Here is a 21,531-nt window from a genome sequence, read left to right as displayed (position 1 = left end):
CGGCGCGACACCACGGCACCGGCCGTCCGTCCCGGTCGCTCCACCTTCCCGACCTCTGACCACAAGCGGCTCACAGAACCCCCAAAAAGGGGTGTAAGCAGGACCTTCCATGTAGCCTTTCGTCCGAGTTGTCTCCAGGTCGTACGCATGGGAGTTGCCTTGTCCGTCCACGCGGACGCCGGTCGGCGTCGCATCGAAGAACTTCTCCAGGAGCACGAGGCACGCGTCTTCAAACGCTGGCTTGAGATCGCCGGTTCGCCCGTCGGCGGCACCGGCAACCAGCCGGACCGCGTAGGGCTCGCCGACCAGTTGCGCGAGCTCTATCAGGCGCTGCGCCAGGCGTTCGACGACTCCGGCGACCTCAGCGACCTGCGCGGCCTGCTCGCCGAGCTCTCCCGGGATCGTGCCCGCCAGGGGTTCAGCCCGACCGAGACCGCGATCGTGGTGTTCGGCCTGAAGGAGGCCCTCTACGAGATCGTCGAGGAGGACGGCTCCCCCGAGGCCCTGCGAGGTTTCATCTGGTTCTCCCGGGTAATCGACGACCTCGGGCTTTTCACCATGGAAAGCTACGCGACGACCAGGGAGAAGGTCATCATCGATCAGGCGGAGCAGCTGCTGGAGCTGTCCACCCCGGTGGTCAAGCTCTGGGACGGCATCGTCGCGGTCCCGCTGGTCGGCACGCTCGACTCCGCCAGGACCCAGGTCGTCATGGAGAAGCTGCTCCAGACGCTCGTCGACACCGGCTCCGAGCACGCGGTCATCGACATCACGGGGGTGCCCGCCGTCGACACCGAGGTCGCCCAGCACCTTCTCAAGACCGTGGTGGCGGCCCGGCTGATGGGCGCCGAGTGCGTGATCTCCGGCATCCGCCCGCAGATCGCCCACACCATCGTCACCCTCGGCATCGAGTTCGGCGACATCGTGACCAAGGCCACCCTCGCCGACGCGCTGGCCCACACGCTGCGGGCGAGCGGGGTCAAGTTCGTCAAGGGCGGGGAGTCGCGCATCGCCGTACGGACGGTGGAGGGTTGATGGACCGCGTTCCCATCCTCAAGCTCGGCGACATCCTGATCGTCTCCATCCAGATCGACCTGCAGGACATGAGCGTGCTCGCCCTCCAGGAGGACCTGTCGGAGAAGGTCGTCGAGACCGGCGCGCGAGGGGTGATCATCGACATCACCGCCGTGGAGATCGTCGACTCCTTCATCGGCCGGATGCTCGCCACCATCGCGGCGATCTCCCGCATGCTCGACGCCGAGACGATCGTCGTCGGCATGCGGCCGGCGGTGGCGATCACCCTCGTCGAGCTCGGCCTCTCCCTCGGCGGCGTGCGCACGGCGCTCAACCTTGAGAAGGGCGTCGCGCTGCTGAACCAGATCGACGGCCTCCAGCGCTCCGAGGCCTCCTGGTGACGACCGCCGAGGAGCTGCCCATCAATGTCAACGGCGACGTCGTGCTGGTCCGCCAGCACGTCAGGACCGTCGCCGTGAACGTGGGCCTGTCCCTGGTCGACCAGACGAAGGTGGTGACCGCGGCCAGCGAACTGGCCCGCAACGCCCTGGTCTACGCGGGGGGCGGGCAGGTACGGGTCGAGGTCGTCCACAAGGGCGTGCGGCGGGGCCTGCGGATGGTCTTCAGCGACAACGGGCCCGGCATCCCGGACATCGAGCAGGCGCTGACCGACGGGTGGACCACCGGCGGAGGTCTGGGGCTCGGCCTCAGCGGCTCCCGCCGCCTTGTCGACGAGTTCGACCTCGAATCGACTCCCGGTGAGGGAACGTTGATCACGGTGACGAAATGGGCGCGCTGATCCGCTCCCAGCGCGACACCTGGATACGGGCGGAGGACGCCAGCGCGATCGGCGCCCTCCGGCGTGCCGCCGTGACACTCGCCGAGATCCGGGGATTCAACGAGGAGGACACCGGGCGGGTCGCCGTCGCGGTGAGTGAGGCCGCGTCGAATCTGGTCAAGCACGCGACCGAGGGGTTCATGCTGATCCGCCCGCATCCGGAGCTGGACTCGGCGGTGGAGGTCCTCGCGATCGACCGGGGGCCGGGGATGCGGGACGTCTCCCGCGCCCTGCGCGACGGCTACTCCACGGCCGGCACGCTCGGCATCGGGCTGGGCGGCATCGCCCGGATGGCCAGCGGGTACGAGGTTCACTCCATACCCGGCCGGGGCACGGTGCTCGGCATGTACTTCGTCGCGCAGGGTGCCCCGCGTCCCCCGTCCCGGGTGAGCGGCCTGACCCGCCCGATCGGCGAGGAGACCGTCTGCGGTGACGCGTTCGTGGTCACCGAGGAGGGCGGCACGACGACCGTGATGCTCTGCGACGGCCTCGGCCACGGCCCCGCGGCCGCCCAGGCCGCCCAGGAGGCGGTGCGTCTGTTCCTGCGGCACGCCGACCTCGCGCCCGTCACCGTCCTGGAGCGCATCCACACCGGTCTCGGGCACACCAGGGGTGGCGCGGTCGCCGTGGCCCGCGTGGACGGCGCCGCGGGCACCGTGAGCTTCGCCGGCCTCGGCAACGTCTCCGCGTGGATCGTCCACAACGACGGCCGCCAGGGGATGATCTCGGTCCCGGGCATCGCCGGGCACAAGGCCAGGACCCTGCGCCAGTACGAGTACGCCGTACCGCCGCACAGCGTCGTCCTGCTCCACTCCGACGGCCTGACCGAACGCTGGGACATCACCTCCTACCCCGGCCTCGTCATGCGTCTCCCCTCCGTCGTCGCCGGCACGCTGCTGCGCGAGGCCGGGACCCGCAGGGACGACGCCTGCGTGGTCGCCGTCAGGCCGGGCGCATGACCGGGGACGAGCTGGTCAGGATCCAGATCCGGGACGACCAGGACGTCTTCGCCATGCGCAAGCTGGGCCGCGAGGTGGCGGAGAGCGTCGGGCTGGAGGTCCAGGACCAGATCCGGGTGGCCACCGCGCTGAGCGAGATCGGCAGGGAACTCGTCGAGGCGGGAACCGACGCCTCCGTCGCCTTCCGGCTGGAGCGGGACGCCCTGCTCGTCGCGGTCGACTTCTCGGCGAAGACCGACTTCCGTCCTTCGGACGGCGTGACGCTGGCGGGACGTCTCGTCGACCTCATCGAGCTCGACACCGCCGAGGGAAGAATAAGCATGGTCAAACGGCTCCCGCAGGGCCGCAAGCCGAGGCTTTCGGCGGAGGAGATCCGCGCCAGGCTGGCGGAGACGGCACCCACCACGGCTCTGGACGAGCTACGCAGGCAGAACCGCGAGCTCGCCGAGACCCTGGAGGAGGTCCTGCAGCTCAACACCGAGCTGCAGGAGACCAACCAGGGGGTGCTCGCGCTCTACAACCAGCTGTCGGAGGAGCTGGAGGAGACCAACCGCGGCGTCGTGGCGCTCTACGCCGAGCTGGACGAGAAGTCCGCGCAGCTCCGGGCGGCGAGCGACGCGAAGAACAGGTTCTGGGCCACCGTCAGCCACGAGCTGCGCACCCCCCTCAACTCGATCATCGGCCTGGTCCGCCTCCTGGTGGGACCCGGCGGGGATCCCCTGGTCACCGAGCAGCTCCACCAGATCAACCTCATCGGCTCCTCGGCGGAGACGCTCCTGTCGCTGGTGAGCGAGCTGCTCGACATGGCGAAGGCCGAGGCGGGCAGGCTCGACCCCCAGCCCTCCGTGGTCGACCTGGTGGCCCTGGCCGAACGGCTGCGCATGACGTTGCACCCCACGACCGGCAGCGACGGGGTGACGCTCACGGTGGAGGTCTCACGGGCGCCGCAGGAGATGCTGGTGGACGAGGTGATGCTCACCCGGATCCTGCGCAACCTGCTCTCCAACGGGCTGAAGTTCACCGAGCGCGGCGAGGTCAGGCTGGAGGCGAGCCTCGACGCGGCCACCCACGATCTGGTCTTCACCGTGACCGACACGGGAATAGGCGTGCCCGAGGAGCATCTTGAACGCGTCTTCGAGGAGTTCTTCCAGGTGCCGGGGCCGATCCAGGTACGGAGCAAGGGGACGGGGCTCGGTCTGCCGTACGCCCGCCGGCTGGCGGAGGCGCTGGGCGGCGCTCTGCACCTGACCAGCGTCGCGGGGTCCGGCACCACGGCCGTCCTGCGGCTGCCCTACCGGCACGACGGGGCCCTGGTGGCCGGACGGGTGCTCGTCGTGGACGACGACGAGGAGTTCCGCGCCGCCGTACGGCGGATGCTCACCGGGTTCGCCACGCACATCGACGAGGCCTCCAACGGCTTGAGTGCGCTGGAGATGATGAGGGAGAACCCGCCCGACATCGCCCTGGTGGACCTGTTGATGCCCCGCCTCGACGGCACCGCGCTGGTGCTGCGGATGTCCGACGACGAGCGGCTGCGCCAGGTGCCGGTGATCGTCGTGACCGCCGCCACGGCGCGCCAGGCTCCCGACGGCGCGCACATGATGATCTCCAAGCAGGCGCTCCGCCGCGACACCCTGCTGGAGGCGATCGGAAGCGCCCTGGGACACGTCGATGGTTAAGAGCGAGGCGACGGTGCTGGTCGTGGACGACACCCCGACCAAGCTGTACATCCTGTCAAGCTGGCTGCGGCGCTCGGGGCACCGGGTCGTGCAGGCCACCGGCGGCATGGAGGCGCTCACCAAGGTCAGGGAGCTGCGGCCGGACCTCGTCGTCCTGGACGTGAGGCTGCCCGACATCAGCGGCTACGAGGTCTGCGAGCAGATCAAGGCGGACCCGGTGACGTCCTCCATCCCGGTCATCCAGATCTCCGGGGCCGCGATCACCCCGGCCGACCGGGCCCAGGGGCTCGAACGCGGGGCGGACGCCTACCTGGCCGAGCCGGTCGAGCCGGACGAGTTCGCCGCGACGGTCGAGGCCACGCTGCGCTACTACCGCGCGCGGCAACGGGCCGAGTTGATGGCCGGCCGGCTGGCCGCCCTCACCGAGGTCACGCTCTCGATGAACTCCGCCGAGACGTTCGACGAGCTCCTCGCCACGGCCGTCGAGGGGACCGCGCGGATCCTGGGACGGCACGCGGGCACGCTCGCCCTGCCCCCCGACGGCCGGACCCGCAGGTTCGCCGCCATGCCTCCGGAGAACGCCGCCGTCGCCAAGGTCGCGGCGCCGGAAACGCTGCCCAGGCTGAGCGCGATGTCCCTGGGCGCCGCCGCGGGGACCCAGGTCTTCACGGTGACGGCCGCCGACTGGATGGAGCTGATGCCCGACGCGACGCTCGGCGGCGACGTCTCGGCCGTGATCTGCCGCACCAAGCTGGGCAGGCCCCCCGTCTACCTCGGGGTGGTGGAGGTGCCGCCGCTCGACGCCGACGAGTCCAACGTGCTGCGCCAGCTCGGCCAGGCCCTCGCCCTCGCCGTGGACGCGCTGCGGGCCTACGTCGAGGAGCACGCGATCGCCCTCACCCTGCAGCGCAGCCTGCTGCCGGTGCGGATCCCCGAGGTCCCCGGGCTCACGATCAGCTGGCGCTACCAGCCGGCGGTCGACAACGTCGAGGTCGGCGGCGACTTCTACGAGGTCCTGCGGCTGGGCCACCGGGTGCTCATCGCCATCGGCGACGTCCAGGGACACTCGCTGCTCGCCGCCACCGTCATGGCGGAGCTGCGCCACGCGCTGCGCGCCTCCGTCATCGGCGCCTCGGACCTCGGCGCGTCGATGGCGCTGCTCAACGAGGTGCTGCGGCGCTACCACCCCGGCATGACCGCCACCGTGTGCCTGCTCCTGATCGACCCGGCGACCGGGGAGATGGAGGTCTCGAACGCGGGGCACATCCCGCCCCTGCTCATCGCGGACGGCCACGCCCGCTACCACCGCCTGGGCAACCTCCTGCTGGGGGTGGCCAAGGAGACCTACCGGGTCGACCGGTTGAACGTCTCCGAGGGAGACTCGGTGCTGATGTTCACCGACGGCCTCATCGAGGACCGCGACAAGCTGCTCGACGAGAGCCTGGAGATCGTACGGCACCTGGCGGAGCGGGTGGAACGGGTGGAGGAGGACCTGGAGGTCTTCTGCGACCGGCTGATCGAGCGGTTCGGCGCCAGGGAGGACGACGTGGCGCTGGTGATGTTCCGCCGCGAGAAGGGTCACTGACCCCCGGAGAGGGCGGTGCGGCCCTTCCCGGCCGCACGGGTGCGGCCGGGAAGGGCCATGTGTCGGGTCAGACGGCGGTCTCGACCGGTTTGGCGGTCTTCTCCAGCTCGGCGAACAGGCTGGGCAGGACCCTGGCGTGCAGGACCGTGCCGTCCCCGGTGTGCTCGACGCCGAGGACCTCGCCCTCCTTGTGCGCCCGGGAGATCAGGTCGCCGCGCTCGTACGGCACGAGAAGCCTGACCTCCTGGTCGAAGCGGGGCAGCTCCCGCTCGATCACGGCCCTCAGCTCGTCGAGCCCGGCGCCGGTGCGGGCCGAGACCACGACGGTGTGCTTCTCCTTCGCGGTCAGCTGGGCCAGCACCACCGGGTCGGCGGCGTCGGCCTTGTTGACGACCACGATCTCGGGGATGTGGCGGGCGTCCTCGATGTCGCCGATCACCTCGCGTACCGCGGCGAGCTGCGACTCGGGGTCGGGGTGCGAGCCGTCGACCACGTGCAGGATCAGGTCGGCGTCGCCGACCTCCTCCAGCGTGGAGCGGAACGCCTCGACGAGCTGGTGCGGCAGGTGCCGGACGAATCCGACGGTGTCGGCCAGCGTGAACAGGCGGCCGTCGGGCGTGTGCGCCCTGCGGACCGTCGGGTCGAGCGTGGCGAACAGGGCGTCCTCGACCAGCACCCCCGCGCCGGTGAGCCGGTTCAGCAGCGAGGACTTGCCCGCGTTGGTGTATCCGGCGATGGCCACGGCGGGAACCTCGCGCTGCAGGCGCCGCGAGCGCTTGGTCTCGCGGGCGGTGGTCATCTCGCCGATCTGGCGGCGCAGCTTGGCCATCCGCTCGCGGATCCGGCGGCGGTCCAGCTCGATCTTGGTCTCACCGGGACCGCGACCGCCCATGCCGACGCCGCCCGCGGCGCGACCGCCGACCTGGCGCGACAGGTTGCCACCCCAGCCTCGCAGGCGCGGCAGCAGGTAGTTGAGCTGCGCGAGCTCGACCTGCGCCTTGCCCTCGCGGCTCTTGGCGTGCTGGGCGAAGATGTCGAGGATCAGCATGGTCCGGTCGATGACCTTGACCTTGACGACCTCCTCGAGCTGGCGGAGCTGGCCGGGGCTCAGCTCTCCGTCGCACACCACGGTGTCGGCACCGGTGGCGGAGACGATGTCGGCGAGCTCCTGCGCCTTGCCCGAACCGATGTAGGTCGCGGTGTCGGGCTTCTGCCGGCGCTGGATCAGCCCCTCCAGAACCTCGGAACCCGCGGTCTCGGCGAGGAGCTTCAGCTCCAGGAGGGAGTTTTCGGCGTCGGTCGCCGTACCGGAGGTCCAGACGCCGACCAGGACGACCCGCTCAAGTCGCAGCTGGCGGTATTCGACCTCGGTGACGTCCTCCAGCTCCGTGGAGAGGCCCGCCACCCGGCGGAGCGCCTGGCGCTCGGCCAGGTCCATCTCTCCGTTGTCGAGCAGGTCGTCGAATCGGTCGAGGTCCAGCGGCTCACGAGTGTCTATGTCGTCGCTCCATTCAGATGGTTGGTGCGTATGCGCTCTTCTCATATGAGTGAACGCCCGAACACCCCGGGTCTCTTCCCCTCGATGGTGCCACGGGAACCCCCGCGCCATCACCTGGTTATCACCACTTCGTCCCCACCGGGGAACGGCTCGGCGCGCGGCCTCAGGAAAGCAGGACCTCGGCGTCGCCGGAGCCGGTCCTCAGCGTGATCTTGCGGGGTGAGGAGGGGTCTCTGGTCACCTCCACGGTCTTCTCCCCGGAGCCGGTCTCGGCGGTGACGTCGTAGCCTCCCCGGGGAAGGTACGCGGCGACGTCGCCGTTCCCGGTCTCCAGCCGTACCCCCTCGGGCGCGGCGGAGAACCTCGCCTCGATGTCGCCGGAGCCGGTGTCGGCGGCGAACCGCCTGGAGTTCAGGCCGCCGGCCTCGATGTCGCCCGAGCCGCTCGCCGCGGTCACCTCCCCGGTCAGCCCGCGCAGCGTGATGGTGCCCGAGCCGGTGTCGAGCTTGGCGGTGAGGCCCGGCGGGATCTCGACCTTGTAGTCGACCCAGCAGCTCATCCCCTTGCAGTTCTCGCGCAGGGTGAGCGTGCCGCCGTCCACCGGGTGCCCGGTGACGGGCTTCTTGCCGCGCCAGTGGAGGGTCTCGGTCACGCGGACGCCCCGGCGGCCGGACTCGACGATCACGATGTCGCCCGAGCCGGTGGCGGCGTCCAGGGTCGTCAGCTCGCCGGTGACGTCGTAGGAGACGACCTCCTGTTGCCGGTCGCGGAAGTCGAGGGCGAGGTCGCCGCACCCCGAGAGCACGAACACCGATCCCAGGGCCGCCCCGGCGACGACCATGTTCCTCTTCATGTGCCCAATCCTCGATTTCCCGGGAGGTCTTCACTTCCCGACGTGCGAGCGGTCCGTTCCCTCCCTCTGCCGAGGGCGCTGATCTCACTCTGTCCGAGCAGGCCCCGCAGATCATCGGGGAACCCCCGGAGCGACCCCTGAGGGGGACCCTGCCTTTGACCGGTGACCGGCCCTCAAGTAGCGTCGATTCCATAATTCAGAATTACTTTTCCACCATATGGAAAGTTGCGAGGGAAAGAGGACCCATGGACGGCGTTGAGATCGGCGGCCCCATCCAGGACCGCTTCGAGGAGATCCTCACGCCGGAGGCACTGGCCTTCGTGGCCACCCTCCAGCGCGAGTTCGACGGCCGGCGCCTGGAGCTGCTGGAGGCCCGCCAGGCCCGCCAGGCGGAGCTGTCGGCGGGCGGCACCCTCGACTTCCTGCCGGAGACCCGGCACGTGCGCGAGTCCGAGTGGCACGTCGCCCCGCCCGCGCCCGGCCTGGTGGACCGCCGCGTGGAGATCACCGGCCCCGTCGACCAGAAGATGACGATCAACGCGCTGAACTCCGGCGCCAAGGTCTGGCTCGCGGACTTCGAGGACGCCAACGCTCCCACCTGGGAGAACACCATCAACGGCCAGCTCAACCTGCGCGACGCGCTCGACCGGACCCTCGACTTCTCCGCCGGGGAGAAGCGCTACGCCCTCAAGCCGGACACCGAGCTCGCCACCATCGTGGTCCGGCCCCGCGGCTGGCACCTGGACGAGAAGCACCTCACCCTCGACGGCCGCCCGTTCTCCGCCTCCCTCGTCGACTTCGGCCTCTACCTCTTCCACTCGGCGCAGCGGCAGATGGCCAAGGGCAGGGGCCCGTACTTCTACCTGCCGAAGATCGAGTCGCACCTGGAGGCCCGCCTCTGGAACGACGTCTTCGTCAGGGCCCAGGAGCTGCTCGGCATCCCCCACGGGACGATCCGGGCGACGGTGCTCATCGAGACCTACCCGGCCGCGTTCGAGATGGACGAGATCCTCTACGAGCTCCGCGACCACTCCGCGGGCCTCAACGCCGGCCGCTGGGACTACCTCTTCAGCGTGATCAAGAAGTTCCGCACTCGCGGCCGCGAGTTCCTGCTGCCCGAGCGCAACGCCGTGACGATGACCGCCCCGTTCATGCGCGCCTACACCGAGCTGCTGGTCCGCACCTGCCACCGGCGCGGGGCCCACGCCATCGGCGGGATGGCCGCGTTCATCCCCTCCCGCCGCGACCCCGAGGTCAACAAGATCGCCCTGGAGAAGGTCACCGCCGACAAGACCCGCGAGTCCGGCGACGGTTTCGACGGTTCGTGGGTGGCGCACCCCGACCTCGTGCCGATCTGCCGCGACGTCTTCGACGCCGCCCTCGACGACCGGCCGAACCAGCTCCACCGCCTGCGCGAGGACGTCTCCGTCTCCGCCGCCGACCTGCTCGCGGTCTCCAAGACCCCCGGCGACATCACCGAGGCGGGGCTGCGCAACAACGTGGACGTGGCGCTGCGCTACCTGGCCGCCTGGATGGGCGGGCTGGGCGCGGTGGCGATCCACAACCTGATGGAGGACGCGGCGACCGCCGAGATCTCCCGTTCCCAGATCTGGCAGTGGATCCACAACGGCATCGAGCTCGCCGACACCGGCGCCGTGGTGACCAGGGAGCTGGTCGAGAAGATCATCGACGAGGAGCTCGCCAAGATCGAGGCGGAGCCCGGCTACGACGAGGCCCGCTACGGCCAGGCCACCGCCCTGTTCAAGGAGGTCGCCCTGGACGACGACTTCGCGGAGTTCCTCACCCTCCCGGCCTATGCGCGTATGCCGTGACATGACCGGTCCGACGGTGCGGAATCCTCATCCCCCGGCGGGGATTCCTCACTCCGGGCACTCCGGGCGGTCACCGCGGACGGGTGCGGACGCCGGGCCCAGTGGATACTTTGCGTGCATGAGCGATGACAGGAACGGCGAAGGAGCCGATCAGAGCGAGTACGCGGCGCTGCTCGACGCCGTCAAGCGCGAGATCATCGGCAGCAGGGGGCGGGTGGCGCTGCTCACCACCGACACCGAGCTGATCCGGCAGTACTGGCGGATCGGCCGCCACATCCTCGACCGGCAGCCGGACGACGACTGGGGCAGGAGGGCGGTGCCCCGGCTCTCGGCCGACCTGCGCGGCGCGTTCCCCGAGGCGATGGGCTACTCGCGGACCAACCTCCTCTACATGAGGACCTTCGCGGCGGCCTGGCCCGACTCCATCCCTCGGACGGGGCGGCCGATTCCCTGGGGCCACCACATCGTCCTGCTGGATATGCTGGACAGCAGGACGACCAGGGAGTTCTACGCGCGCAAGACCGCGGACGAGGGTTGGGCCCGAGGCGTCCTGATCACAATGATCAAGGGTCGGCTCCACCTGCGCATCCGCCACTCCTCTCCCGGTCCCGCCCGTGCGCCGCTCCCCCCCGACCGCCGCGCCCCGCAGCGACCGGCCGGGGAGCCCCGCTTCGCCGGGCTCGTGGACGAGGGGCCCAGGCACGGCAGGAACGCCGGCGCCGCGCTGAGCGAGAATTCGAGCCGGGGATGACGGGGACGACGGGGACGACGGGGACGCTGCCCCCGGTCGGCCGCTGGAGACCACCGGGCACGCCGGAGGAGGAACGATGTCGACGAAGAGCCTGGACGAGCCGGCCCGCAGGTTCGAGGAGCTCCTCGGCCCCGGATCGGTCGTCACCGATCCCGTACGGCTGCGCACCTACGAGTGCGACGGGCTGACCCACCACCGGGTCACCCCGGGCGTCGTGGTGCTGCCGGAAAGCGCCGAGCAGGTCGCGGCCGTGGTGAGGATCTGCAACGAGTACGGCCTGCCGTTCGTGGCCAGGGGCGCCGGGACGGGGCTGTCGGGCGGCGCCCTGCCGCGCGCCGACGGGGTGCTGGTCGTGACCTCGAAGATGCGGCGGATCCTCTCCGTCGACCTGCCGAACCGGCGGGCGACCGTGGAGCCGGGGGTCACCAACCTGGCGATCACCGAGGCCGTCCGCGACCTGGGCTACTACTACGCGCCCGACCCCTCCAGCCAGCAGGTCTGCACGATCGGCGGCAACGTGGCGGAGAACTCCGGCGGCGCGCACTGCCTGAAGTACGGCTTCACCGTCAACCACGTGGTCGGCCTGGAGATCGTCACCCCCGACGGCGACATCGTCGAGCTCTCCGACACCGATCCCGGCTACGACCTGCTGGGCGCGTTCGTCGGCTCGGAGGGCACCCTCGGCATCACGACCAAGGTCGTCGTACGGCTGAGCAGGCTGCCCGAGGCCGTCACGACGCTGCTCGCGGCGTTCGAGGACATCGAGCGGGGCGGGCAGGCGGTGTCGGCGATCATCGGCGGCGGCATCGTGCCCGCCGCGATCGAGATGATGGACGCCCTCGCCGTCGAGGCGGCCGAGGCGGCCGTGGCGTGCGCCTACCCCGAGGGCGCGGGGGCGGTCCTCATCGTGGAGCTGGACGGGCCCGCCGAGGAGGTCGCGCACCAGTTCGGCGAGGTGACGCGGATCTGCCGGGAGAGCGGCGCGTTCGAGATACGGGTCGCCGACGACCCGGTGGAGCGGGCGTCGATCTGGCGGGGCCGCAAGTCGGCGTTCGCCGCGGTGGGCCGGATCAGCCCCGCCTACATCGTCCAGGACGGCGTCGTGCCCCGGACCGCGCTGCCCGAGGTGCTGGCGAGCATCGACGCCCTCTCCCGCGAGTACGGCATCAGGGTGGCGAACGTCTTCCACGCCGGTGACGGCAACCTGCACCCGCTGGTGCTGTTCGACGACGCGGAGCCGGGCGCGGGCGAGAGGGCGGAGATCGTCTCGGGGAGGATCCTCGACCTGTGTATCGAGCACGGCGGTTCCATCACCGGCGAACACGGTGTCGGCGTGGACAAGTCCCGATATATGCCGAAAATGTTCTCTGACGACGATCTCAACACCATGCAGCTGGTGCGCTGCGCCTTCGACCCCCGCGGCCTGTCGAACCCGGGCAAGATCTTCCCGACCCCCCGGCTGTGCGGCGAGGTCCCCGGGGTCCGCAAGGGCGTACACCCGCTGGTCGAGTCGGGACAGGCGGAGCACTTCTGATGGGAGCACCGCTGGAGGCATCATTGAAGGCACCTGTGAAGGCACTGAGGGCACTGCGCGAGACAGGGGTGACGATCCGGGAGGCGACCCCCGACGACGCGGTGGGCGGGGTCCCGCCGCGCTGGGTGGCCCTGCCGGAGAACACCGGGGAGGTCGCCGCGCTGATGCGCGTCTCTGCCGCGCACGACCTGGCCGTGGTCCCGGTGGGGGACGGCACCAAACTCGGCTGGGGCGATCCCCCCGAACGGTGCGACCTGCTGATCGACACCTGCTGCCTGCTCCTCGGGGACGGATCGGCGGTCGAGCACTCCTCGGGCGACCTCGTGGCACGGGCCGTCGCGGGACTCCCCCTCGACGTCCTCAACTCCACGCTCTCGCGGTCGCGGCAAGAGCTGGCCCTGGACAGTCCTCTGCCCGCCGGCACCGTCGGCGGCACGCTCGCCACCGCGGTCGCCGGCCCCCGCAGGTTCCGCTACGGCACCGCCCGCGACCTGCTGATCGGCATCACGGTCGTGCTGGCCGACGGCACGATCGCCACCTCGGGCGGCAACGTCGTCAAGAACGTCGCGGGCTACGACCTGGGCAAGCTCTTCACCGGCTCGTACGGCACGCTCGGGGTCATCACCGAGGCGACCTTCCGCCTCCACCCGATCCCCGCCGCCCGCCGATGGGTCACCGTGGACCTGCCCGCCGCCGCCGAGCCGGGTTCCCCCGCCGCGCGGGCCGCGCTGGCCGCACTGGACGGGCTGGTCACCGAGCTCGCGGCCTCGCGGGCCGAGCCGAGCGCCGTCGAGCTGGAGTGGCCGGACCTCACCGGCGGGCCCGTCGTGTCCGCGCTCGTCGAGGGGGTGGCGGCCGACGCGCGGGCGGAGGCCGTCCGCAAGTCGATGGACGAGCACGGGAGCGCGCGGATCACCGCCGAGGCGCCCGCCTGGTGGTCGGCGCCGCCCGGCGAGGAGGTGCTGCTGGAGCTGCGGGTCCCGCCCGCCGCCGCGCACCCGGCGCTGCGCGCCGTCGCCGCCCGCGGGCTGCCCGCGCGCGTGCGCGGGTCGGTGGCCTCCGCGGTCCTGCTGGTCGCCCTGCCCGGGGACGTCGGCGCGGCGGAGTTCTCCGGGTTCGTGACGGACGTGCGCGACGACCTCCGGCGGCTCGGCGGCGGGCTGACGGTGCTCGCCGCGCCTCCCGGTCTCGCCCACGGGATCGACCGCTGGGGCCCGTCGGGCGCCCTGCCGCTGATGCGGCGGGTCAAGGAACGGTTCGACCCCGACCGGAGGATGTCCCCCGGCCGGTTCGCGGGAGGGATCTGACGTGGACCCCGAGCTGATCAACGACTGCGTGCACTGCGGGTTCTGCCTGCCCTCCTGCCCGACGTACGTCCTGTGGGGCGAGGAGATGGACTCCCCGCGCGGCCGGATCCACCTGATGAAGCAGCACGTCGAGGGCACGCCGCTGACGCCGGAGATGGCCGGGCACTTCGACGCGTGCCTGGGGTGCATGGCGTGCGTGACCGCCTGCCCGTCCGGGGTGAGGTACGACCGGCTGATCGAGCAGACCCGGGCCGAGGTGGAGCGGGTGCACGTGAGGGAGCCGGACGACAGGGCGCTGCGGGCGCTGGTCTTCCAGCTGTTCCCCTATCCCCGGCGGCTGCGGGCGATGCGGCTGCCGCTGCGGCTCAGCGCCGGACTGCGCCGCGCGGTCGCGCCGAGGCTGGAGCGGATCAACCCGTCCCTGGCGGCGATGGCCGACCTCGCTCCCCCGGCCGCCGACAGGGTACGGCTGCCGCGCAGGGTCGCGGCGCGGGGGCCGCGCAGGGCCACGGTCGGGATGCTCACCGGCTGCGTGCAGGGGGAGTTCTTCCCGCAGGTCAACGAGGCCACGGCCCGGGTGCTCGCGATGGAGGGCTGCGACGTGGTGATCCCGCCCTCGCAGGGCTGCTGCGGGGCGCTGTCGCTGCACTCCGGCCAGGAGAGGCAGGCCCTGCGGTTCGCGAAGCGGACGATCACCACCTTCGAGCGGGCGGGCGTCGACACGATCGTGGTCAACGCCGCCGGGTGCGGGTCGACGATGAAGGACTACGCGGAGATCCTCGAGGCCGAGGGCGACGAGTGGGTGGAAAGGGCACGGGCGATCAGGACCGTCGACCTGGCGGAGTATCTCGTCGCCCTCGGCCCGGCGGCCGAGCGGCACCCGCTGCCGCTCACCGTGGCCTACCACGACGCCTGTCACCTGGCCCACGCCCAGGGGATACGGTCGGAGCCCCGCAAGCTTCTGGACGGCGTACCCGGCCTGGAGGTGAGGGAGATCGCCGAGTCGGCGATCTGCTGCGGCTCGGCGGGAACCTACAACCTGTTCCAGCCGGAGACCGCGAGGGACCTCGGTGACCGCAAGGCGGAGCGGGTGCTCGCCACCGGCGCCGACCTGCTGGTCTCGGCCAACCCCGGCTGCACCATGCAGATCACCTCGGCGATCCGCCGCCGGGGCGCCCACCCCATCCCCGTCGCGCACACCGCCCAGGTGCTCGACGCCTCGCTGCGCGGACTCGCGAGGGTTCCGTGAGCGGGGGTGCGGTGGGCGCGGGCGCGGTGAGCGGCCCGTCCGGCCGGTACGGGAGACGCCAGGAGACGGGACCGTCCGGCGAGGGGGGCGCATGAGCGCGGTGCAGTCGGTCGACCGGGCGCTGGACGTGCTGGAGGCGCTGGCCGAGCGGGGCGGGGAGGCCGGACTCTCGGAGATCGCGGCCAGGACCGGCCTGCCGTACGGGACGATCCACCGGCTGCTGCGCACCCTGCTCGCCCGGGGCTACGTACGCCAGGAGTCCGACCGCCGCTACGCCCTGGGCGGCGCGCTGGTGCGACTCGGCGGGGTGGCCGAGCGCATGGTGGGCGTGTGGGCGCAGCCGTACCTGACGAGGATGGTCGAGCTGTCGGGCGAGACGGCCAACCTGGCGGTGCTGGAGGGCGACTTCGTGGTCTACGTCGCCCAGGTGCCCTCGCCGAGGCGGCTGCGGATGTTCGCGGAGGTCGGCAGGCGGGTGCTGCCGCACAGCACGGCCGTGGGGAAGGTCCTGATGGCCGGCAGGGCGGACACCGAGGTGGCGTCGCTGGTCGAGCGGACCGGCATGCCCCGCAGGACCGCCAACACGATCACCGACCTGCCCGGGATGCTCGCCGAGCTGGAGCGGGTGCGAGAACACGGGTACGCGATGGACCTGGGCGAGGAGGAGCTGGGCGTGCACTGCCTGGCGGTGGGCGTACGGGACGGGGCGCGGACGATCGCCGCCCTGTCGGTGTCCGGGCCGGCCGAGCGCATCGCCGCGCTCGACCGGCGGGACCTCGCCGAGGGCATGCGCAGGATCGCGCACGACTTCGGCGCCGAACTGGGCCCGGTCACGCCCGCCAGGGCGGACCGCACGTCGTGAGCCGGTCACTCGCCCCGACGGGTAGGGCGTGAGGCGGCCACGGGATCACGCGGCAAGGGCTGCCGGGGGTCAGCGGCCCGGAGGGGTGATGTTGAGGTTGCTGCCCTGCGGCACCGGGACCACGCTGACCTGCCCCTTCTGGATCGCCTGCCAGAGTACGGCGCCCTGCGGGCCGAGGACCCTCACCAGGTCCTTGATCGATTCGATCTCGGTGCGGACCTTGGCGTTGCGCTGGGTCTGCGCGACGTTCTCCGCCTTGGCCGCCTGTTCCGAGGCCAGGGCGGCGACCAGGGCCTCCGGCGGCTCGGGCTTCTGGATGGTCAGGGAGATGTCACCGCACTGCCCGCTGCCCCCGTAGTTCTGGTTGCAGAAGTAGTCGCCCCCGGCCGTCGCCTTGATGAACTCCCTGGCGAGCTGGCCGACCCGTGCCTCCCACGCCTGCTTCACCTTCGGGTCGTTGAACAGCCCCCGCCACTCGAACTCCTGCGAGGCGGCGTCCAGCGCGCGGTCCAGCGGCACCCGCATGTAGATGTTGAGCATCCGCCGCCAGCCGTCGGACGACTCCCCCTCCTCGTAGTAGGCGCGGAACTTCAGCCCGATCTTCTCGTGGAACTGCTGGAGCGTCCTGCAGTCGGTGTTCAGCGTGAACGTCGCCACCCCGGACACCGCCATTTCCACGTTGTCCTTGGAGACCACGGACAACGGCTTGGACTCGGCGTCGTCCGCCCCGGAGAAGTCGAAGGTCCGCTGACCGAACGGGTAGGAGTATCCGCTGTCGCCGGGGCCGAGAAGGGTGGCGCCGCTGGAGGGGTTGATGCACTTCTCGAACTTGATGGCCTCAAGGACGCCACCCGCGTAGTGCAGGACCACCTCGTCGGGCTGGGTGCTCACCCGGGAGCACGCGCTGAGGGCGAACCCCGAGACCACCAGCAGGGCGACCGCGAGGAGGAACCCCTTCAGCAACAGCCGCCTGCCGCCACCGGCCTTCTGAGCGCTCATCATCTCTCCCTTTCGCACCCGTTTCGTGAAGGCGGATCCTAGTGGCGGCCGATCACGGGCAGCGGGGCCTCCGGCGACTCGACACCCAAGGGAGACATGTCGATTTATGGAACCCCATGGAGCCGACCGGCGGAGTAGGAGGTGAGAGCGCGAACGCGCTCCGGAAGGACTGACCGTGACAACGACTGGACGAAACGGGTGGTGACACTGGGTCCCCCCCGACGCACCGGAGCCTTCCCGTCGCCCCCGCCCGCCGATATGACCGACGCGACCGGCAGGACGGACGCGACGGACGCGACGGACGCGACGGACGCGACGGACGCGACGGACGCGACGGACGCGACGGACGCGACGATGATCCGGGAGTCCCTGGCGACCCCCGACAGGTTCGCCGGGCTCTTCGACCGCCACGCCGACGAGATCCATCGGTACGCGGCGCGGCGGCTGGACGACGTCACCACGGCCGACGACGTGACGGCCGAGACGTTCCTCGTGGCCTTCCGCAAGCGGGCCCGGTACGACCTCGGCCGCGCCGACGCCAGACCCTGGCTGTACGGGATCGCCTCCAAACTGATCTCCGGCCACCGCAGGTCGGAGACCCGCAGGTTGAAGGCGCTCGCCCGGCAGGCTCCCGAGCGCGCGACGGAGTTCGAGGACCGCAGCGCCGAGCGCGTCGCCGCCGACCGGCTCAGGCCCGCCCTCGCCGCCGCGCTGGCCGGGCTCGGCGCCGCGGAGCGGGACCTGCTCCTGCTGGTGGCCTGGGCCGATCTGTCCTACGAGGAGGCCGCGCAGGCGCTCGGCATCCCGATCGGGACCGTCAGGTCCCGCCTTTCCCGCACCCGGACCAAGATCCGCCGCTCCCTGGAGTCGCACAGATGAACGATGACGAGATCCAGCTGGTGGCCTCCATCCGGCCCGAGGTGCCCCGGTACGACGAGGGGGCGAAGCAGGCGGCCCGGCGGGGGCTGGCCGCGGCCGCCGCGCCGCGGGCCCGGGGATGGAGCCCGCCCTGGCGCGGGCCGTACGCGATGGCACTGGCCGGGGCGCTCGCGGTGGCGGTGGGGGCGACCGCGATCACCCTGGCAGGTGGCCGGGGCGGCTCGCCGGGAACCGTGCGGGAGGTCGTGGTGACGATGCCCGAGATCGCCGCCGTCTCGGCGAGCGAGGTCCTCGACAAGGCGGCGCGGGCCGCCGCGAGGACGGACCTGGCGCCGCGCGACGACCAGTTCGTCAAGGTCGAGTCGGAGACGATGTACGGCTCCTTCAGCGGCCTGGCGACGGACACGAAGACGGGCGAGACCATCGGGGAGGAGACCCGCTACCTTTACCGGACCAAGCGGGTCATCTGGCTGTCCGCCGACGGAACGAGGAACGGCTCGCTGCGGATCGAACACCTGGAGCCCAGGGCCTACCCCGGCTGGCCGATCCCGGAGACGGCGTACGAGAACACCGGCGTCGAGACGCTCCCGCTGGTGAACTGCGGGACGCCCCCCGGGTACCTGCGCACCGACCACGCGGCGCTCAAGAGGCTCTCCACCGACGCCGAGGGGATGCGCGCCCACCTCTACACCGGCGACCGGGGCGGCGGCTCCAAGGACGGGTCGGCCTTCACCGCGGCGGGCGACATGCTCAGGGAGACCTACATGCCCCCGGCGCAGCGGGCCGCTCTGTTCAAGGCGGTGGGCACCATCCCCGGGGTCGACGTCACCATGCGGGCCGAGGACGCGGCGGGACGCGAGGGGATCGGCGTCGGCAGGGTCGGCCCCGACGGCGTCAGGCAGGATCTGATCTTCGACGCGAAGACGTACGAGCTGCTCGGTGAGCGCGGGATCGTGGTCGACGAGAAGGCCGCCAAGTCCCCCAGGGGCAGCCTGGTCGCCTCGACCGCCCAGCTCTCGGTCACCGTGGCCGACGAGGCTCCCGGCGCGAACGCCGAGGACGACGAGGCGAACGGCTGCGGCTGACGGCCGCTCCGCGCCCTTGGTGTCCCCGGTCAGGAGTGAACGCTGTGGACGGGTGATCCGTCGGCCGCGCAGTGGACCTCGACCTTGACCTCGTCCTCCTCCGTCTCGAACTCGACGCGGGCCCGGCTCGCGGGCCCGCGCTCGACGTCGTCGGCCTGGAATCCCTGTGCCGGGCTCCACGACCGGAGGGTGACCAGGCCGTCCTCGCACCGGGCGATGACCCTGCCGCCCGCCGTGGTGATCACCCGGCTCTTGCCGGGCTCCGCGACGGGTGTGGCGGTGGTGGTGACGGTGACGGTCGGCCCGGGAGTGGGCGTACCGGGACCGGGGGCGCCCTCCGAGGGGGAAGGGGACGCGGGAGGGGCGGTGAGCGGGGCACTGGGCGGGGCGCTGGGAAGGGACGAGGCGAGGGCGAGCGCCTCGTCGACCTCGGCGGCGGAGAGCGGCCGGAGCCCGGTGTCCGTCAGCGGCTCGCTGAGACCGTCGATCACCGCCACACCCGCCCCGATCGCGAGGAGCCCGGTGATCAGCCATCCGGCCACGACCAGGGGAAGACGCTTGCGCATGCCCTCACTGTGCCACCCGGAACGATAAGACAACGCTAAGGAGCGGCTAACCCGCTTTTGACGCGGCGCGGGAGGGGGCTAACGTGGCGGCAAATGTCGAACGTGCTGCTCATCGAGGACGACGCCGCGATCCGCACCTCCCTCACCCGGGGCCTGCGCGACCGGGGCCATGCCGTGTCGTCCGCTCCCGCCGCTCTCGACGGCCTGCGGCTGGCCGTCGAGGAACGCCCGGACCTGGTCGTCCTGGACCTCGGCCTGCCCGACATGGACGGCCTGGACCTGCTGCGGATGCTCCGCGCGGTGAGCCGGGTCCCGGTGATCGTGGCGACCGCGCGAGACGGCGACGCGGAGATGGTCAGATTGCTGGACGCGGGCGCCGACGACTACGTGGTCAAGCCGTTCAGCGCGGCCCAGCTCGACGCGCGGATCCGGGCGGTGCTCCGGCGGATGGCGGGCGAGAGCCGCGCCGACAGCGCGGTCACCGTCGGCGGCCTGCGGATCGACCCGCGCACCCGGGAGGCGACCCTGGACGGGACGCCGCTGGACCTCAGCCCCCGGGAGTTCGACCTGCTCCACTATCTGGCGGCCAGGCCCGGCGAGGTCGTCACCAAGCGGGAGCTGCTCACCCACGTCTGGCAGATCCCCTACGGCGGAGCCGACAAGACGGTGGACGTCCACCTTTCCTGGCTGCGCCGCAAGCTGGGCGAGACGTCCCAGGAGCCCCGCTACCTGCAGACCGTCCGGGGTGTCGGCGTGCGACTGGCCGCCCCGGCATGAGGCGCTGGCTCACCCTGCTGGTCGCGGCGACCACCTCCCTCGTACTGATCGCGCTGCTGGTCCCGCTCGCCCTGCTGGTCCGCACGGTGGCGGTGAGCGGGGCGGTCAGCGAGGCAGAGAGCGAGGCCGAGTCGGTGGCGGTCGTGGTCGGCGCGGTGGACACCGAGACCCTGCGGCTCACCGCAGAGCAGGCCGAGTACCCGGTCACGATCTTCCTCCCCGGCGGGGAGGTGGTCGGCGCTCCCGCTCCGCGTTCCACCGCCGTGGAGCTCGCCTCGCGCGGTCGCAGCGTCACCGCCGCCGCCCCCGGCGGGCGGGAGATCCTGGTCGCGGTCCAGGGGGCGCCCGGGGGTACGGCGGTGGTCCGGGTCTTCCTGGACGACGGTCGTCTGACCAGGGGCGTACCCCAGGTCTGGGCCGGGCTGGCGGCGCTCGGCCTCGCCCTGGTCGGGCTGGGCGTGCTGGTCGGCGACCGGCTGGCCCGCGCGGTGATCAGGCCGATCACCGCGCTGGCGGGGGTGTCGCACCGGCTCGCGGCGGGCGATCTGTCCGCCAGGACGGTGCCCGACGGCCCCCCGGAGGTGCACGCGGTCGGTCTCGCCCTCAACCACCTGGCCGAGCGCATCACCGGCCTGCTCGCGGAGGAACGGGAGAGCGTCGCGGACCTGTCCCACCGGCTGCGCACCCCGCTCACCGGGCTGAGGCTGGAGGCGGAGTCGCTGGCCGACCCGGAGGAGTCGGCCAGGATCGAGGCCAGGGTGGACGCCCTGGAACGCGCCGTCACCTCGGTGATCACCGAGGCCAGGCGGCGGGTGCGCGAGCGGGCCGAGTGCGACGCGGCGGCGGTGACCGGGGCGCGGGTCGCGTTCTGGTCGGTGCTCGCCGAGGACCAGGCGCGGCACTTCACCCTCGACCTGGCCCCCGGCCCGCTGCCGGTCGGGGTCGCCGCGGACGACCTGGCCGCCTGCGTGGACGCCCTGCTCGGCAACGTGTTCGCGCACACCCCGGAGGGGGTCTCGTTCTCCGTACGACTGGAGGCGACCGGCGGCGGCGCGCTGCTGACCGTCTCCGACGCCGGTCCCGGCTTCGCCACGCCCGACCCGCCGCGACGCGGTGAGAGCGGTGCCGGATCGACCGGCCTCGGTCTCGACATCGCCCGCCGTACGGCGGAGTCGGCGGGTGGCTCGCTGTCCCTGCGGACCTCCCCCGAGGGCGGGGCGAGCGTGGTCCTGTCCCTGCCCGCCGTCACCCCCCAGAAGCCCTAGAA

The 21,531-nt window shown here is 71.8% G+C and carries 20 protein-coding genes; 16 read left to right on the top strand and 4 right to left on the bottom strand.

Annotated features, from left to right (window positions below):
* Positions 1 to 147 precede the first annotated feature (147 nt).
* The 6 genes from ABD817_RS25800 to ABD817_RS25775 are packed head-to-tail and all read left to right on the top strand — an operon-like array spanning position 148 to position 6,072.
* Complete coding sequence (locus ABD817_RS25800) at positions 148 to 1,032, top strand: STAS domain-containing protein (protein ID WP_344920721.1); 885 nt, start codon at positions 148 to 150, stop codon at positions 1,030 to 1,032.
* Positions 1,032 to 1,412, top strand: a complete 381-nt coding sequence (locus ABD817_RS25795) for an STAS domain-containing protein (protein ID WP_344920720.1) — start codon at positions 1,032 to 1,034, stop codon at positions 1,410 to 1,412. Before ABD817_RS25800 ends, ABD817_RS25795 begins: the two co-directional genes overlap by 1 nt.
* Entirely contained in the window at positions 1,409 to 1,810 is a 402-nt protein-coding gene (locus ABD817_RS25790; protein WP_344920719.1) for an anti-sigma regulatory factor, read from the top strand. Before ABD817_RS25795 ends, ABD817_RS25790 begins: the two co-directional genes overlap by 4 nt.
* Positions 1,798 to 2,808, top strand: a complete 1,011-nt coding sequence (locus ABD817_RS25785) for a SpoIIE family protein phosphatase (protein ID WP_344920718.1) — start codon at positions 1,798 to 1,800, stop codon at positions 2,806 to 2,808. Before ABD817_RS25790 ends, ABD817_RS25785 begins: the two co-directional genes overlap by 13 nt.
* Positions 2,805 to 4,487, top strand: coding sequence for an ATP-binding response regulator (locus ABD817_RS25780; protein ID WP_344920717.1), 1,683 nt, complete (start codon positions 2,805 to 2,807; stop codon positions 4,485 to 4,487). The genes ABD817_RS25785 and ABD817_RS25780 overlap by 4 nt, the downstream gene beginning before the upstream one ends.
* On the top strand, positions 4,480 to 6,072 hold the full coding sequence (locus ABD817_RS25775) for a SpoIIE family protein phosphatase (protein ID WP_344920716.1): 1,593 nt from the start codon (positions 4,480 to 4,482) through the stop codon (positions 6,070 to 6,072). The genes ABD817_RS25780 and ABD817_RS25775 overlap by 8 nt, the downstream gene beginning before the upstream one ends.
* 67 nt (positions 6,073 to 6,139) lie before the next feature.
* On the opposite strand, the gene hflX is transcribed toward ABD817_RS25775, so the two are convergent.
* A complete protein-coding gene (gene hflX, locus ABD817_RS25770; protein WP_425583404.1) occupies positions 6,140 to 7,615 on the bottom strand; it encodes a GTPase HflX in 1,476 nt (491 codons plus the stop codon).
* 118 nt (positions 7,616 to 7,733) lie between these two features.
* Positions 7,734 to 8,423 (bottom strand): DUF4097 family beta strand repeat-containing protein, encoded by a 690-nt coding sequence (locus ABD817_RS25765; protein ID WP_344920715.1) that lies wholly within the window; start codon positions 8,421 to 8,423, stop codon positions 7,734 to 7,736.
* Positions 8,424 to 8,668: 245 nt separating this feature from the next.
* Here ABD817_RS25765 and aceB point away from each other — a divergent pair, with 245 nt between their 5' ends.
* The 6 genes from aceB (at position 8,669) to ABD817_RS25735 (ending at position 15,958) form a co-directional block, all read left to right on the top strand.
* Entirely contained in the window at positions 8,669 to 10,255 is a 1,587-nt protein-coding gene (aceB, locus tag ABD817_RS25760) for a malate synthase A (RefSeq protein WP_344920714.1), read from the top strand.
* Positions 10,256 to 10,373: 118 nt separating this feature from the next.
* Positions 10,374 to 11,006 carry a DUF1016 N-terminal domain-containing protein gene (locus ABD817_RS25755; RefSeq protein ID WP_344920713.1) on the top strand — a complete coding sequence of 211 codons (633 nt, stop codon included), beginning with the start codon at positions 10,374 to 10,376 and terminating at the stop codon, positions 11,004 to 11,006.
* A gap of 76 nt (positions 11,007 to 11,082) precedes the next feature.
* The gene (locus tag ABD817_RS25750) at positions 11,083 to 12,540 is read left to right on the top strand and encodes an FAD-binding oxidoreductase (RefSeq protein ID WP_344920712.1); all 1,458 of its coding nucleotides are present in this window, start codon (positions 11,083 to 11,085) and stop codon (positions 12,538 to 12,540) included.
* Between the two features lie 23 nt (positions 12,541 to 12,563).
* Positions 12,564 to 13,847, top strand: a complete 1,284-nt coding sequence (locus ABD817_RS25745; RefSeq protein ID WP_344920711.1) for an FAD-binding oxidoreductase — start codon at positions 12,564 to 12,566, stop codon at positions 13,845 to 13,847.
* A 1-nt stretch (position 13,848) separates the two neighbouring features.
* On the top strand, positions 13,849 to 15,096 hold the full coding sequence (locus ABD817_RS25740) for a (Fe-S)-binding protein (RefSeq protein ID WP_344920710.1): 1,248 nt from the start codon (positions 13,849 to 13,851) through the stop codon (positions 15,094 to 15,096).
* A gap of 91 nt (positions 15,097 to 15,187) precedes the next feature.
* Entirely contained in the window at positions 15,188 to 15,958 is a 771-nt protein-coding gene (locus tag ABD817_RS25735) for an IclR family transcriptional regulator (protein ID WP_344920709.1), read from the top strand.
* A 69-nt stretch (positions 15,959 to 16,027) separates the two neighbouring features.
* Here ABD817_RS25735 and ABD817_RS25730 read toward each other — a convergent pair whose 3' ends face one another.
* Positions 16,028 to 16,957, bottom strand: a complete 930-nt coding sequence (locus ABD817_RS25730; protein ID WP_344920708.1) for an SPFH domain-containing protein — start codon at positions 16,955 to 16,957, stop codon at positions 16,028 to 16,030.
* A gap of 258 nt (positions 16,958 to 17,215) precedes the next feature.
* Here ABD817_RS25730 and ABD817_RS25725 point away from each other — a divergent pair, with 258 nt between their 5' ends.
* Together ABD817_RS25725 and ABD817_RS25720 are read left to right on the top strand one after the other, a co-directional pair.
* Positions 17,216 to 17,836, top strand: coding sequence for an RNA polymerase sigma factor (locus tag ABD817_RS25725; protein ID WP_344920707.1), 621 nt, complete (start codon positions 17,216 to 17,218; stop codon positions 17,834 to 17,836).
* A complete protein-coding gene (locus ABD817_RS25720) occupies positions 17,833 to 18,921 on the top strand; it encodes a CU044_5270 family protein (protein WP_344920706.1) in 1,089 nt (362 codons plus the stop codon). The genes ABD817_RS25725 and ABD817_RS25720 overlap by 4 nt, the downstream gene beginning before the upstream one ends.
* Positions 18,922 to 18,950: 29 nt before the next feature.
* Here ABD817_RS25720 and ABD817_RS25715 read toward each other — a convergent pair whose 3' ends face one another.
* Positions 18,951 to 19,487, bottom strand: a complete 537-nt coding sequence (locus ABD817_RS25715) for a hypothetical protein (RefSeq protein ID WP_344920705.1) — start codon at positions 19,485 to 19,487, stop codon at positions 18,951 to 18,953.
* Positions 19,488 to 19,580: 93 nt separating this feature from the next.
* On the opposite strand from ABD817_RS25715, the gene ABD817_RS25710 reads away from it, so the two are divergent.
* Positions 19,581 to 20,264 carry a response regulator transcription factor gene (locus ABD817_RS25710; RefSeq protein ID WP_329091950.1) on the top strand — a complete coding sequence of 228 codons (684 nt, stop codon included), beginning with the start codon at positions 19,581 to 19,583 and terminating at the stop codon, positions 20,262 to 20,264.
* Positions 20,261 to 21,529, top strand: coding sequence for a HAMP domain-containing sensor histidine kinase (locus ABD817_RS25705; RefSeq protein WP_344920704.1), 1,269 nt, complete (start codon positions 20,261 to 20,263; stop codon positions 21,527 to 21,529). The genes ABD817_RS25710 and ABD817_RS25705 overlap by 4 nt, the downstream gene beginning before the upstream one ends.
* Positions 21,530 to 21,531: the final 2 nt, after the last annotated feature.

The sequence above is a fragment of the Streptosporangium oxazolinicum genome (assembly GCF_039537505.1).
GTDB classification, from domain to species: Bacteria; Actinomycetota; Actinomycetes; order Streptosporangiales; family Streptosporangiaceae; genus Streptosporangium; species Streptosporangium oxazolinicum.
This window is presented reverse-complemented; position numbering and strand designations above follow the sequence as displayed.

Coding starts and splice junctions, on each gene's coding strand:
- ABD817_RS25785 (WP_344920718.1), top strand. CDS start 1,798: ATGGGCGCGCTGATCCGCTCCCAGCGCGACACCTGGATACGGGCGGAG.
- ABD817_RS25705 (WP_344920704.1), top strand. CDS start 20,261: ATGAGGCGCTGGCTCACCCTGCTGGTCGCGGCGACCACCTCCCTCGTA.
- ABD817_RS25755 (WP_344920713.1), top strand. CDS start 10,374: ATGAGCGATGACAGGAACGGCGAAGGAGCCGATCAGAGCGAGTACGCG.
- hflX (WP_425583404.1), bottom strand. CDS start 7,615: ATGAGAAGAGCGCATACGCACCAACCATCTGAATGGAGCGACGACATA.
- ABD817_RS25750 (WP_344920712.1), top strand. CDS start 11,083: ATGTCGACGAAGAGCCTGGACGAGCCGGCCCGCAGGTTCGAGGAGCTC.
- aceB (WP_344920714.1), top strand. CDS start 8,669: ATGGACGGCGTTGAGATCGGCGGCCCCATCCAGGACCGCTTCGAGGAG.
- ABD817_RS25725 (WP_344920707.1), top strand. CDS start 17,216: ATGACCGACGCGACCGGCAGGACGGACGCGACGGACGCGACGGACGCG.
- ABD817_RS25715 (WP_344920705.1), bottom strand. CDS start 19,487: ATGCGCAAGCGTCTTCCCCTGGTCGTGGCCGGATGGCTGATCACCGGG.
- ABD817_RS25710 (WP_329091950.1), top strand. CDS start 19,581: ATGTCGAACGTGCTGCTCATCGAGGACGACGCCGCGATCCGCACCTCC.
- ABD817_RS25735 (WP_344920709.1), top strand. CDS start 15,188: ATGAGCGCGGTGCAGTCGGTCGACCGGGCGCTGGACGTGCTGGAGGCG.
- ABD817_RS25730 (WP_344920708.1), bottom strand. CDS start 16,957: ATGAGCGCTCAGAAGGCCGGTGGCGGCAGGCGGCTGTTGCTGAAGGGG.
- ABD817_RS25775 (WP_344920716.1), top strand. CDS start 4,480: ATGGTTAAGAGCGAGGCGACGGTGCTGGTCGTGGACGACACCCCGACC.
- ABD817_RS25780 (WP_344920717.1), top strand. CDS start 2,805: ATGACCGGGGACGAGCTGGTCAGGATCCAGATCCGGGACGACCAGGAC.
- ABD817_RS25800 (WP_344920721.1), top strand. CDS start 148: ATGGGAGTTGCCTTGTCCGTCCACGCGGACGCCGGTCGGCGTCGCATC.
- ABD817_RS25765 (WP_344920715.1), bottom strand. CDS start 8,423: ATGAAGAGGAACATGGTCGTCGCCGGGGCGGCCCTGGGATCGGTGTTC.
- ABD817_RS25720 (WP_344920706.1), top strand. CDS start 17,833: ATGAACGATGACGAGATCCAGCTGGTGGCCTCCATCCGGCCCGAGGTG.
- ABD817_RS25795 (WP_344920720.1), top strand. CDS start 1,032: ATGGACCGCGTTCCCATCCTCAAGCTCGGCGACATCCTGATCGTCTCC.